This is a genomic window from Vibrio sp. 11986-1-5, assembly GCF_963878025.1.
Taxonomy (GTDB): domain Bacteria; phylum Pseudomonadota; class Gammaproteobacteria; order Enterobacterales; family Vibrionaceae; genus Vibrio; species Vibrio injensis.
The window spans coordinates 168,214-181,637 of record NZ_CAWNVW010000053.1; the positions used below are offsets into that span (position 1 = coordinate 168,214).

Genomic DNA, 13,424 nt, shown 5'->3' on the forward strand with positions numbered 1-13,424 from the left:
TGGCAGATTGAAGTCATCTGATTAAACATCATCTAATTAAGGAAGCGGTATGTGTTCTATCTTTGGTATCTTAGACATTAAAAGTGACGCCAGTGCATTACGGACAATTGCCTTAGAAATGTCTAAAAAGCTACGTCACCGTGGCCCCGATTGGTCTGGTATTTACACTTCTGAACGCGCTATTCTTGCTCATGAGCGCTTGGCGATTGTTGGTCTCAATAGTGGTGCTCAGCCACTGTATAGCCCTGATAAAAAACTTATTCTTGCTGTTAATGGGGAAATTTATAACCACAAAGAGATTCGTGCCCGTTATCAAGACAAATACGACTTTCAAACCGATTCCGATTGTGAAGTCATTTTGGCTCTCTACCAAGACAAAGGTGCTGAATTGCTCGAAGAGCTCAATGGTATTTTTGCTTTTGCTCTTTATGACCAAGAAAAGGATCAATTCCTAATTGGCCGCGACCATATTGGGATCATCCCGCTCTATCAAGGTCACGATGAGCATGGCAACTACTATGTCGCCTCAGAAATGAAAGCATTGGTGCCAGTTTGTAAATCGATCAGTGAATTCCCTCCAGGCAGCTACTTTAGCTCAACCGATCCGGAGCCTCATCGTTATTACTTACGTGACTGGACTGAGTACCATGCTGTAAAAGATAACTTATCGAGTAAAGAAGAACTCACCGAAGCATTAGAAGCGGCGGTCAAACGCCAGTTAATGACCGATGTACCTTATGGCGTGTTATTATCTGGGGGATTAGATTCTTCTATTACTTCGGCAATCGCCAAACGTTACGCCGCAATGCGTATTGAAGATGATGAACAATCAGCCGCGTGGTGGCCTCAACTACACTCGTTTGCCATTGGTCTAGAAGGCGCACCTGATTTAAAAGCCGCTCGTGAAGTAGCTGAAAAAATCGGCACAATACATCATGAAATGACCTATACCATTCAAGAAGGACTGGATGCCATTCGTGATGTGATTTATCACATTGAAACTTACGACGTGACAACCATTCGCGCTTCAACACCGATGTTTTTACTCGGACGAAAAATTAAAGCGATGGGTATAAAAATGGTGCTATCGGGTGAAGGCGCTGACGAAATATTTGGTGGGTATCTTTACTTTCATAAAGCGCCGAATGCGCAAGAGTTTCATGAAGAAACCGTCCGTAAGCTACTCGCATTAAACCTGTTTGATTGTGCTCGAGCGAATAAATCACTCGCGGCGTGGGGGGTTGAAGGGCGTGTACCGTTCTTGGATAAAGAGTTTATTGATGTCGCCATGCGTCTCAACCCAGCCGACAAAATGTGTGGTAATGGTAAGATGGAAAAACACATCTTACGCGAATGCTTTCAAGACTATTTACCAGATTCGATTGCTTGGCGTCAAAAAGAGCAATTTTCCGATGGCGTCGGCTATAACTGGATAGACACCTTGAAATCAACCGCAGAAGCGAAAGTTAGCGATCAACAGATGGCAACGGCTAAATTCCGTTTCCCGTACAATACACCAACAACCAAAGAAGGTTATGTGTATCGAGAAATCTTTGAAGAGCTGTTCCCATTAGAGTCTGCAGCACGCTGTGTACCTGGTGGTCCATCCGTCGCCTGCTCCTCTGCCAAGGCCGTAGAATGGGATGAGTCTTTCAAAAACTGTATTGACCCTTCAGGTCGAGCAGTAAAAGCCGTACACAATGAAGCTTATTAATTAAATAGCCCATTAGCTATCAAGGCGCATTAATCGCGCCTTGATGGTTTATTTCATCCTATAAAATCATCGTAGAGAAATAAACTTAGATGCTTATTTCTCTCTGTAGCATTTACAAATCCAAATCTTTATTATCAATACTAATGACTACTGGTTGATTAATCATCTGCACTAACATCATTGAGCGTGCCTCACCGTCCGGCTCTTGATATAAAGCACGAATACCACAAAACTGACCACCTTTGACTTCAATTTCCTGCCCGACTTCTGGTAATCCAAGTTGCTCACGATGTGGCAAATAATCCAATTTTTTTAGCTCTGCTACTAACGCTTCTGATAACTCTTTGGGCTCTGGACCAAAACGTACAAAATCAACGACACCACGTGTTGAACGAACCGTCGTAAAAGTCGGCCCTTGCTTATAATCAAAACATACAAAAATATAAGAAGGGAAAACAGGCTCTTGTACTTTTTTTCTTTTACCGCGGAGAATCTTCTCAACTTCCATTTGCGGGTAAAAACACTCAACCCCTTGATTCTCAAGATGGCATTTCGCCCTTGCTTGTTCGCCTCGCTTACAATAAAGCAGATACCAACCTTTCATAACCTTAGCCAGCCTTCTAATTATTCTTTATTTGCGCCACTTATGTATTGGGCATGAGAGAAAGTATACCTAAACAGCTGGAAGTGGGAAGCAAAGAAATACGCCGCTCGACAAGTGGTGCCCGATATTAACATTAATCATACATTATCCAGTTGTTTGATAAGGAGAATCATTGATCAAGCGATCCTGAACAACAAGTGACAACAATAGTTAAAGCAATCACTCATCGATCTTGAAAATGAAACCAAATATGAAAACTTAGTTTTCACCTAACATCGACATCAAGAAAAGTTAAAAATATTTTATTTTTCAAAATATTACATTTTTAGTGGTTTCTTAGTTTTCATTTACTGTATTGCAGCACTATACACTTAGCGGTATACGTATCTCACAATGAAACAAATTATTACTAAGTTTATAACCCACACGACTTGATGTTTTTCGTCAATCAGTAGCTACCTCTGTTGATACCAACGTCAAGCGTGATTCGGGAATAATAACAACTAGATTAATAATCTCTGCACTACCGACATTTCGAATACGATTAACGAATCGTCATGGCGGTAAGATAAACAGAGATACACTTACAGGAAGAGCAGTATGTCTGACTTGAATATATTCAAGCAACCGAAGTCATTTTATTTGATTTTTTCCATTGAGTTTTGGGAGCGTTTTGGCTTCTACGGTATGCAAGCGATTTTGACAGTATATATGGTCAAAATCTTAGGCATGAGTGAGTCAGCTTCCTTTGTTTTATTTGGTGCATTCTCCGCTTTGGTTTACGGATTTGTGGCCGCTGGCGGTTGGATTGGCGATAAGGTCATTGGCACAAAACGCGCTATCACTCTTGGTGCAATTATTTTAATGGTCGGTTATCTATTATTAGGTTTATCGACAACAGATGGTCACTGGGGAGGGCCTACACTGATTTATATCGCGATGGGATTTATCACTGTCGGTAATGGCTTATTTAAAGCTAACCCATCCAGCTTACTCTCTAAGGTTTATGCCGATAACGATCCTCGACTCGATGGTGCCTTTACGATGTACTATATGGCCATCAACCTTGGATCATTCTTTTCGATGATCATCACTCCAATAGTCGCTGAACGTGCAGGATATGGCATGGCTTTTGGTGTGAGTGCGATTGGTCTAGCGATCACAGTCGTTAACTTTATGATGTGCTTAAAAATGCTCAAAAAAGTTGGCTCGCCTGCGGATCTCAACCCCGTCAATCGTCGTTCATTGCTGGTGGTTATTCTAGGCTCTGTAGTCGCAAGCTTTATCTCTAGTTATCTATTACAAAATCTGTTCTTAGCCCATATGATTTTAGTTATAGCTGGCTTAACCATCTTAGGTTGTTATTTTAAAGAAACCTTTTCCATGACCGGATTAGAGCGTAAAAAAATGCTTGTCGCCTTTGCTCTCATGCTACAAGGAGTGGTCTTTTTTGTGCTCTACTTCCAAATGCCGACATCATTAAACTTTTTCGCCATTCATAACGTTAATCCAACGCTACTTGGCTTTAACGTTGAACCAGAACAGTTCCAAGCGCTTAATCCATTTTGGATCATGTTAGCAAGTCCGTTATTAGCCATGTTATACGGTAAATTGGGTGAGCGTTTAGCCATGCCATTTAAATTCGCCATTGGTATGGGGCTATGCGCACTTTCTTTCTTGGTCCTTTCCTGGTCGACATATTTTGCGAATACTCAAGGGATCATCAGTTCAAACTGGTTAGTGATCAGCTATCTATTCCAATCGATCGGTGAGTTATTAGTATCAGGGCTTGGCTTGGCAATGGTGGCTCAATTGGTCCCACAACGTATGATGGGATTTGCAATGGGGATGTGGTTTTTAACCTCAGCTACCGCTGCGGTTGCTGCTGGATGGGTAGCAAGCTTAACATCCGTCCCTCAACACATTACCACAGCGCAAGAATCACTGGCTATTTATGGTAATGTATTTGGAAAAATTGGTTATGTGACGGCAGGTATTACCGTCTTAACTTTCTTGATCGCACCAATGCTGAGCAAAATTTGTCAAAGTAGTAGCGAAGAAGTTGAAGCGCTGACTCCCGTTGAAGCATAAACAGGTTGATCTCTACAGCTTCTCTTTACTGTAGCGGTCACCTTGATCCAAAAAGCCAAACGTCGCCGTTTGGCTTTTTGGATCATTTCCCCAGTGTGAGCATTTTTTGAATCAAACAGCCACACTGCTTTAGTTATATTGCTGACCAACAACAGAAACACTCTCCCATTAATAACGGATCTGGATTAAGTCAACCATCATCTCAATATGTCGATCAGAGTCATTAAGACAAGCAATATAATTAAATGCTTCCCCTCCAGCCTCAAGAAAAAGATGTTTATTCTCTTCGCTAATTTCTTCCAAGGTTTCCAGACAATCAACTGCAAAAGCTGGGCAAAGAATATCGATTTTTTTTACCCCTTGTGAAGGTAAAGCCTGCATAGTTTTGTCGGTATAAGGCTGCAACCACTCCTCTTTACCAAACTGCGATTGGTAAGTCATCATGACTTGTTGATCACTCAGACCTAATTCTTGGGCGAGTAAATGGGTCGTTTGCTGGCAGTGTTGAGGATAAATATCACCATTATCAGCATAACGTTTCGGTATGCCATGATAAGAGCAAATTAATACATCACCTTGCCCTCTTTCACTCCACGAAGTGCGAACTTTGTCAGCTAACGCACGAATGTATAAGGGGTGGTCATGGTAATCAGTAATAAAATCAATCTCGGGTATAACCCTTAGCGTTTTCATTCCTTTGGCTAAACCATCCCACACCGCTGCTGTTGTGGTTGCTGAATATTGTGGATAGAGCGGTAATACTATTATTTTTTCAACGCCTTGATCACGTAGTGCTTGTACGCCGCTCAGTAAACTTGGGGTTCCATACGTCATACCTAGCTCAACCGGAACACCAAGACGCTGTTGAAGTTTCTTTTGTTGTCGCTTTGAATAAACCAACAACGGCGATCCTTCCTCCATCCAAACCGATTGATACAGCTTGGCAACTCGAGGAGAGCGTAACGGTAAAATAATGCCATGGAGTAATGGACACCATATCCAACGCGTCAAATCAACTACACGCTGATCATGTAAAAACTGACTTAAAAATCGTTTGACGGCTTTCGGAGTAGGTTCATCTGGCGTACCTAAATTAGCCAGTAGTACACCAAGCTTTTTTTTCGTTTGCATAACTTCCATTGATTTATTCCACACAGAACAGTAAATACGTGCCAACAACAAAAAAGTTTAAAAAAAGCGACCGCAAAGGTCGCTTTTATGATCAATACGTTAGTTTACCTAAACACATTGCCAACAGGGAGACAATTATGCCAACGCTTTTTCAATATCAGCACTAACTTCAGCAACTTGCTTGGTACCATCAAATTTTAAATATTGCGTGTGGCCAGCCGCTGCTTCTTTGCCATAGTATTCGATCAAAGGTGCAGTTTGGTCATGATAGACACTAAGACGAGCACGTACTGTCTCTTCTTTATCATCATCGCGCACTACTAAATCTTCACCGGTAATATCGTCTTTGCCCGCCACTTTAGGTGGGTTATAGATGGCGTGATAGGTGCGACCAGAAGGCAGATGCGCTCGACGACCCGCCATACGCTCAACAATCACATCATCAGCAACATCAAATTCAATCACATAATCCACGTTAATTCCCATCGCTTTAAGACCATCGGCTTGCGGAATTGTGCGAGGAAAACCATCCAGTAAAAAACCTTTTTCACAATCAGCTTGAGCGATACGCTCTTTAATCAGACCTAAAATAATGTCATCAGAAACAAGCTGACCAGCGTCAATCACTGATTTCGCTTTTTTACCAAGCTCAGTGCCCGCTTTGATAGCAGCACGTAGCATATCACCAGTAGAAATTTGTGGGATACCATATTTCTCCATGATGAATTGAGCCTGTGTGCCTTTACCTGCACCCGGAGCGCCGAGAAGAATGATGCGCATGTTTAATCCTCTTTTGAAAATTGTGTTATACCGAAGCTCACAGCCTAACGGTATTGAGAGACGGTAAGTTTCGGTATAATAAGATAAAAACTGGTCATTAAAATAGAGACCACACAAGGTGGTCAAATCATTTAAGCGAGTGATTCTAACATAAAATCCACCAAAAAGAGCAGAGTAAGACTAAAGAATCACGCCGCTTCACAAAGACCAAACTCGCACAATGGCGAGTTTGGTCTTATCGCTTAAGACAATAGAGTTATGCGTGGGTTAATAACTCATTGACCGCTTTAACATACTGAGTCGGATCTTCCATTGCTCCGCGCTCAGCGAGCATCGCTTGTCCCAATAAAACTTCAACCCATTGACCAAATGCTTGCTCATCGGCTTCATCAGCCATGCGTTTGACCATGCTATGCTCCGGGTTGATCTCAAAAATATACTTCACTTCCGGCACGGCTTGTCCTGCAGCGGCTAATAGTTTGGCCATTTGCGTGCCCATTTCACCATCATCGGTAACTACAACAGCAGGCGTTGAAGCAAGCTTAAACGTGGTACGAACGTCTTTCACTCTTGAACCTAAGTAAGTTTTGATACGCTCAACCACTGTTTGAAACTCTTGCTCCGTTTCTTTGTGCTTCTCTTTCTCAGCTTCATCGTCAAACTTACTCAAATCCAAACCCGCTTTGGTAATAGATTGGAAAGATTTACCATCAAATTCGGTTAAGTAGTTCATCAACCACTCATCAATTCGATCGTACATCAGAATGACTTCAATGCCTTTGGCTTTGAATTGCTCCAAGTGAGGGCTGTTTTTTGCCGCTAGATAGCTATCTGCCGTCAAGTAGTAAATCACCTCTTGACCTTCTTTCATTCGCTCAACATACGCAGCTAAGCTCACGTTCTGTTGTGCAGACTCTTCATGAGTTGAGGCAAAACGCAGTAATCCAGCGATTTTTTCACGATTAGCAAAATCCTCAGCAGGCCCCTCTTTCATCACGAGACCAAACTCTTTCCAAAACGTTTGGTACTTCTCACTGTCGTTCGAGGCAAGACGCTCAAGCATGGTCAATACACGTTTGGTACAAGCATTGCGTAGCGATTGCGTCACTTTATTATCTTGTAAGATTTCTCGCGAGACGTTGAGCGGTAAATCGTTAGAGTCAATTAATCCACGAACAAAACGTAGGTACGACGGCATGAACTGCTCAGCATCATCCATGATAAAGACACGTTGTACGTACAATTTCAAACCATGTTTATGGTCACGGTTGTACATATCCCAAGGTGCTTTAGCCGGAATATACAGTAAGCTGGTATAGTCGTTTTTCCCTTCAACTTTGTTATGGCTCCAAGTCAACGGATCTGCAAAATCGTGGGATACATGCTTATAAAACTCTTGATACTCTTCATCACTGACGTCAGATTTAGAGCGAGTCCATAGGGCTTGAGCCTTGTTAATTTGCTCCCACTTAACTTCTCCCGTTTCTTTCCCTTCATCATCACGGACCGATGTTTGAATGTAAACTGGAATACCAATATGATCAGAGTATTTAGAGATAATTTCTCGTAAACGCCACTCAGATAAGAACTCTTTACCCTCGTCACGCATGTGCAAAACAATATCGGTACCGCGCGAAGCTTTTTCTATCGTTTCAACGGTGTACTCACCTTCTCCTTGTGAGTGCCATTGTACTGCTTGATCAGCCGCCAATCCTGCTGCACGAGTACGTACCGTCACGGCATCGGCAACAATAAACGCAGAATAGAAACCAACACCAAACTGGCCGATTAATTGTGAATCTTTAGACTGCTCTTGCGACAACTTAGAAAAGAATTCAGCCGTGCCTGATTTCGCAATCGTACCCAAGTGCTCAATCACATCCTCACGACTCATCCCGATACCATTGTCTGAAATGGTCAACGTATTAGCTTTAGCATCAAACGACAGTTTGACGCCTAATTCTGCATCACCTTGATACCAATCAGGATTGGATAACGCTTGGAAGCGCAGTTTATCTGCCGCATCAGAAGCATTAGAAATCAACTCACGTAAAAAGATCTCTTTGTTGGAGTATAAAGAATGAATCATCAAATGAAGTAATTGCTTTACTTCAGATTGAAAACCACGTGTTTCTTTGTTGTTGGTTGTCGTCTCGCTCATTTTAGCTCCGTGTATCATATCAAACCCTATCCATCACACTAAAATGGGTAGGAAGAACATAGATTTGCTATTAACATGTGGCTTGGCAATGTAAATTCAAGGTCAAAAAACATAAAAACACTGTTTTTTGGATTTTTTTTGATTATTCTCTACTGGTTTTAGGTTTCACCCCTGCAAAGTTTTGATCAGGTTAATGAAAACGCGGTCATCGATAGCACTAAAAACGACTTAATACAGTGGCGTTGCTTCAAAAAGTAACGATAAAAAGCGGTTGTTTCATCGAAGGTGCTCATTTTTATAACCATCAATGTGAACGAATAACCTAGAGCTAGGACAGTAAAACACCAAGCGCGAAGAACTTGGCCATTTTGAGTAACAACCATTAAAAAAGAAGAACTCAATGAGCAATTTAGCTAGCAAATTCATTCTTGCCAATCGGTTTATTTTTGACTCGACATCAAACTTATTGGTCGAACAAACCGGAGAAGAAGAAACACGGCTCGGCAGTAATGAGAGTCGTATTCTCTCTATGTTTGTTCAACATCCTAACCAAATCATTTCTCGTGATGACCTACACAATTATGTGTGGCGAGAACAAGGCTTTGAAGTCGACGACTCTAGTTTAACTCAAGCCATTTCTACACTGCGAAAAATGCTTAAGGACTCAACAAAACTCCCGTTGTTCATTAAAACGGTGCCCAAACGTGGTTATCAGTTTATTGCTAGCGTGGAACCCATTCTGCCACTAGAGCCAGTCACCACGGCTCCCGATGCAATCTCAGACAATAACGCGATCCAACAAGATGAGAGCACAGTTTCAGGGGCGATGAATACTAATATCACCAGTAAATCTAACGATACCTTTATTAGCCCTAAAGAGGCCGCTTCGGCTAAACGCTTATCCGATCTTCGCTCACTGGCGATGTTAGTGTGTGCTATCTTATTACCCATTATGGTACTGTTTTTTAGCTCGCCGTCTTCTTCACAATTTCGCCAGCTAGCGGTCGTCAATAATGTTGTGATCAGCGCGCCGATCAATCATCCCGATCTAAGCACGTGGCTGCCACTGATTAAATCGTGCATCCAAAAGCATCACTCGATGCGCTCTGATGATACGATCCTGAAAGAAGTGATCGCGACAGGTGGTGATAATGGTCAACTGATCTTGAACTATATTCATTTACCTCAATTTTCTGGGGAAAATATTACTTTGCGGATTTTTGCTAACCCAGATGACACCGATAAAGTGTGCCAGTAAGGAACAACGATGACGAAACAAATCTCTGCATTTTTATTGCTTATCTCAACGGTTGTCAGTAGTTGGATCTATTGGACGAATGAGACGAAATTAGACAATGTATTGATGTCACGTGAGTGGCAATCAAGAATGATTACTTTAATCGAAACCACTCAACCCAATAATGCAGTGGGGCCTCTGCATCGCGTTGACGTTTCTTCAAACGTAAAATATCTGCCAAATGGCACTTACTTACGGGTTTCGAGAGTCAAGTTATACTCTATTGAGCCTTCATCAGCCGACCGCCCTGATAACATTATTAATATCTCTGAGTCTGGAGAATGGAGCATCAGTGATAACTACCTTCTCGTTTCACCGACAGAATTTAAAGATATCTCATCCTCTTACAGTAAAGATTTTACGCCCAAGCAGCTGCAGTTAATCACTCAACTGTTTAAGATGGACGCTCAACAGAGCCGCAGGATTGATATTATTAATAAGAAAACCTTACTACTCACCAGTTTGAATCATGGTTCAACGGTATTGTTTGGTAATGGGTAGCGATCATTTTTACATCATGAGTTATTAATGAACAAAGCAAAAATTGATATTTATTATTGTCGACAATGCCAATGGATGCTGAGAGCTTCTTGGTTGAGCCAAGAGCTGTTACAGACGTTTAGTGAAGAAATTGAAATGGTCTCTTTACACCCAGATACTGGTGGACGTTTTGAGATATTTTGCAACCAACACTCAATTTGGGAGCGAAAAAGAGATGATGGCTTCCCTGAAGCAAAAATATTAAAGCAACGAGTCAGAGATATTATCGATCCACAACGCGATTTAGGTCATGTTGATCGCTAACGAATAGCGCTCAACATGACTTAGAAAAATATTATTGTGAAAGGTCAAGCGATGCTAAGATTTCTCCATCAAAGGCATGGATGGTGAAACACAATCCGTCTAAGACAGCAAAACTGGCGACTCCATGGTCACGAGGAAAAGTCACCGAACCGGGATTCAATAGGTAATATTCATCACACCGCTCGGCTCGTATGATATGAGTATGCCCGCGTATAAGGGCATCTCCCCGCGATAAAGGTGGCAGATGGCTATCGTTATACAGATGGCCATGAGTTAAAAATAATCGCTGCCCTGAAGGTAAGAGTACCCACGCAAAGTCACTCATGATTGGAAAATCCAATAACATTTGATCCACTTCGCTATCGCAATTCCCCCGCACTGCAATAATTTGTTTGGCGTAGTCATTTAATTTTTCGGCGACAGCGGTTGGGTTATACCCTTCAGGAATCGGGTTTCTTGGGCCGTGATTCAATAAATCACCCAATAATACCAATGTATTAGCTCCAGACTGGATAAACTGCTGCAACATTTTTTCGGTCGTAGGTAAAGCGCCATGCAAGTCAGAAGCAAAGAACAGTTTCATCATCTCATCCCCCATCTAAAATTAGATCGTGGACGACGATAAACAGACCACGATAAATCAATATTGTCTCGTAAAATGTCAACGACCTATTGGGTTTATAAAAAATGTAATTGTACGTTTTTTCATGGTCTACGTCATCGGGAGCAATCGTTATCATCATGAATAGTGACAATATTTCCTCGAAGGCTCTGCTGGATAAGAGAAAAACTTGAACACTAAGAGAGATACACATAAGCTGGTTAAGCGTTTGTTTGCTTAATACATTACCGATGCAAGGAGGCAAAATGAACATATTTATCACTGGTGGAACGGGCTTAATTGGTCGCGAGTTGATCAAACAATTAATCACTCATGATATCGTCATCCTCACACGAGATATCACTAAAGCACAACGGCAACTTGCCCATGCTAACACTAAAATCTCGTTCATTAGTGATATTAATCAATGGCATGATCTTAATCACTTCGATGCGGTGATTAATTTAGCTGGGGAACCGATTGCCGATAAACGATGGACCGCCAAACAAAAACAACGCATTTGCCAAAGCCGCTGGCAATTAACTGAGCAGTTGGTTGAATTGATCCACGCGAGTACCACTCCGCCAAAAATTTTTCTGAGTGGCTCTGCGGTAGGGTATTATGGCGATCAGCAAGATCATCCCTTCGATGAGAGTTTACAAGTACAAAACCAGCAATTTTCCCATCATGTTTGTGCCGTTTGGGAACAAACAGCGATGCGAGCCCAATCATCAAGAACACGTGTTTGTTTAATGCGGACAGGTATTGTCTTATCGCCAGAAGGAGGAGCATTAAAAAAAATGCTTCCTCCCTATCGGTTAGGATTAGGAGGACCGATTGGCTGCGGTACCCAGTATATGCCATGGATCCACATTAGTGATATGGTAAGAGCGATCGTCTTTCTGTTGGAAACCGAACATGCTCAAGGCGCTTTCAATATGTGTGCTCCGCATCCAGTCACTAACGCTTTGTTTAGCCAAACTCTCGCTGCAAGCATCCGAAAGCCTCATTTTTTAACCACACCACGCTGGGCGATACAACTGTTGCTTGGTGAAGCAAGCGAGTTACTCTTTGATAGCTTACGCGCCAAACCGAAAAAACTGACAGAGTTAGGCTTCCAGTTTAACTTTTCACGGATTGAACCAGCATTAAAACACCTTCTCCCCCATCACCATTAATTGGAACCGTTATGACTCGCTCAATACTTATTACAGGTTGTTCAACTGGCATTGGCTATATGGCGGCTCTAGCGCTGAAACAACGTGGCTATGATGTTATTGCCTCTTGTCGACATATCGATGATGTCGAACGCCTACAGCAAGAGGGCTTCACGTGTATTCAGTTGGATCTCAGTGATGAACAGAGTATTCATCAGGGAGTAAAAGCAGCACTCGAACTTTCAAACCATCAACTGTACGCCCTCTTTAATAATGGCGCTTATGGTCAACCTGGCGCGCTAGAAGACCTATCAACTGCGGCATTACGAGCTCAATTTGAAACTAATTTTTTTGGCTGGCATACGTTAACGACTTTATTACTTCCCCACTTTCGTCAACAAGGCTATGGGCGAATTATTCAAAATAGCTCTATTTTAGGCTTTGCTGCAATGAAATATCGTGGCGCTTACAATGCCTCTAAATTTGCCATTGAGGGATGGACAGATACCTTGCGTTTAGAACTCCAAGCGAGCAATATTCATATTAGTCTACTTGAACCAGGCCCCATTAATACTGAATTTCGCGCTAATGCATTAACCGCTTTTAAACGTTGGATCAATATTGAGCATTCTCTTCACCACCAAGCTTATCAAGCCCAATTGTCTCGCTTAGAGAATAGTCAATCAAATCATCCTTTTGCTCTGCCTGCAGAAGCCTGTTTAGCGCCAATATTGCATGCTTTAGAAGCCAAACAACCTAAAATTCGCTACCGAGTGACCTTACCAACCAAGGTATTTGCGCTATTAAAAAGACTCTTACCCAGCCGAATATTAGATAAACTGTTACTCAAAGCCGCTTAGCTGTCATTTATTCGTCATATTGATTTGTCATACTGAACATGTTCAGGAGATATCCAAAATAAGATATCAATAACGGTATCACACCGCCTACTGAGCACTGAGGGATCCCCTCATAATTTCCCCAAAGCGCAACCGTACCTGAATAGATTTTGAGCAAGTATGGTTGCAGCTACGAGCAAGTCTTTCCTCGTTATTGCGTAGCCAGAATGCCGCAGAACTTCCAT

At 42.1% G+C, this 13,424-nt stretch carries 12 protein-coding genes; 7 read left to right on the top strand and 5 right to left on the bottom strand.

Features of this window, described 5'->3' with window-relative positions; all coding sequences use genetic code 11:
• Positions 1-49 precede the first annotated feature (49 nt).
• The gene (gene asnB / locus AACS00_RS15935; RefSeq protein WP_072668616.1) at positions 50-1,714 is read left to right on the top strand and encodes an asparagine synthase B; all 1,665 of its coding nucleotides are present in this window, start codon (positions 50-52) and stop codon (positions 1,712-1,714) included.
• A 112-nt stretch (positions 1,715-1,826) separates the two neighbouring features.
• Here the strand turns inward: asnB and rfaH are convergent, their stop codons facing one another.
• The gene (gene rfaH, locus AACS00_RS15940; protein WP_072668617.1) at positions 1,827-2,318 is read right to left on the bottom strand and encodes a transcription/translation regulatory transformer protein RfaH; all 492 of its coding nucleotides are present in this window, start codon (positions 2,316-2,318) and stop codon (positions 1,827-1,829) included.
• 600 nt (positions 2,319-2,918) lie between these two features.
• Between rfaH and dtpA the strand changes: the two genes are divergently transcribed.
• Positions 2,919-4,409 (top strand): dipeptide/tripeptide permease DtpA, encoded by a 1,491-nt coding sequence (gene dtpA / locus AACS00_RS15945; RefSeq protein WP_110167973.1) that lies wholly within the window; start codon positions 2,919-2,921, stop codon positions 4,407-4,409.
• Positions 4,410-4,577: 168 nt separating this feature from the next.
• On the opposite strand, the gene hemH is transcribed toward dtpA, so the two are convergent.
• The 3 genes from hemH to htpG form a co-directional block, all read right to left on the bottom strand.
• A complete protein-coding gene (gene hemH / locus AACS00_RS15950) occupies positions 4,578-5,540 on the bottom strand; it encodes a ferrochelatase (protein ID WP_110167984.1) in 963 nt (320 codons plus the stop codon).
• A 135-nt stretch (positions 5,541-5,675) separates the two neighbouring features.
• Complete coding sequence (gene adk / locus AACS00_RS15955) at positions 5,676-6,320, bottom strand: adenylate kinase (protein ID WP_072668619.1); 645 nt, start codon at positions 6,318-6,320, stop codon at positions 5,676-5,678.
• Positions 6,321-6,576: 256 nt separating this feature from the next.
• Complete coding sequence (gene htpG / locus AACS00_RS15960) at positions 6,577-8,481, bottom strand: molecular chaperone HtpG (RefSeq protein ID WP_110167974.1); 1,905 nt, start codon at positions 8,479-8,481, stop codon at positions 6,577-6,579.
• 400 nt (positions 8,482-8,881) lie between these two features.
• Here htpG and AACS00_RS15965 point away from each other — a divergent pair, with 400 nt between their 5' ends.
• From AACS00_RS15965 to AACS00_RS15975, 3 genes are read left to right on the top strand one after another with little or no spacing between them, the layout of a single operon-like run.
• On the top strand, positions 8,882-9,739 hold the full coding sequence (locus tag AACS00_RS15965; protein WP_110167975.1) for a winged helix-turn-helix domain-containing protein: 858 nt from the start codon (positions 8,882-8,884) through the stop codon (positions 9,737-9,739).
• A 9-nt stretch (positions 9,740-9,748) separates the two neighbouring features.
• Positions 9,749-10,279, top strand: coding sequence for a regulatory protein ToxS (locus AACS00_RS15970; RefSeq protein ID WP_072668622.1), 531 nt, complete (start codon positions 9,749-9,751; stop codon positions 10,277-10,279).
• A 27-nt stretch (positions 10,280-10,306) separates the two neighbouring features.
• On the top strand, positions 10,307-10,582 hold the full coding sequence (locus AACS00_RS15975; protein WP_072668623.1) for a SelT/SelW/SelH family protein: 276 nt from the start codon (positions 10,307-10,309) through the stop codon (positions 10,580-10,582).
• Between the two features lie 31 nt (positions 10,583-10,613).
• On the opposite strand, the gene yfcE is transcribed toward AACS00_RS15975, so the two are convergent.
• Positions 10,614-11,165: a phosphodiesterase gene (gene yfcE, locus AACS00_RS15980; protein WP_110167985.1), complete on the bottom strand. Its 552-nt coding sequence runs from the start codon at positions 11,163-11,165 to the stop codon at positions 10,614-10,616.
• Positions 11,166-11,449: 284 nt separating this feature from the next.
• Between yfcE and AACS00_RS15985 the strand changes: the two genes are divergently transcribed.
• Together AACS00_RS15985 and AACS00_RS15990 are read left to right on the top strand one after the other, a co-directional pair.
• The gene (locus AACS00_RS15985; protein ID WP_110167977.1) at positions 11,450-12,361 is read left to right on the top strand and encodes a TIGR01777 family oxidoreductase; all 912 of its coding nucleotides are present in this window, start codon (positions 11,450-11,452) and stop codon (positions 12,359-12,361) included.
• An 11-nt stretch (positions 12,362-12,372) separates the two neighbouring features.
• Positions 12,373-13,200 (top strand): SDR family oxidoreductase, encoded by an 828-nt coding sequence (locus tag AACS00_RS15990; RefSeq protein ID WP_110167978.1) that lies wholly within the window; start codon positions 12,373-12,375, stop codon positions 13,198-13,200.
• Positions 13,201-13,424 lie beyond the last annotated feature (224 nt).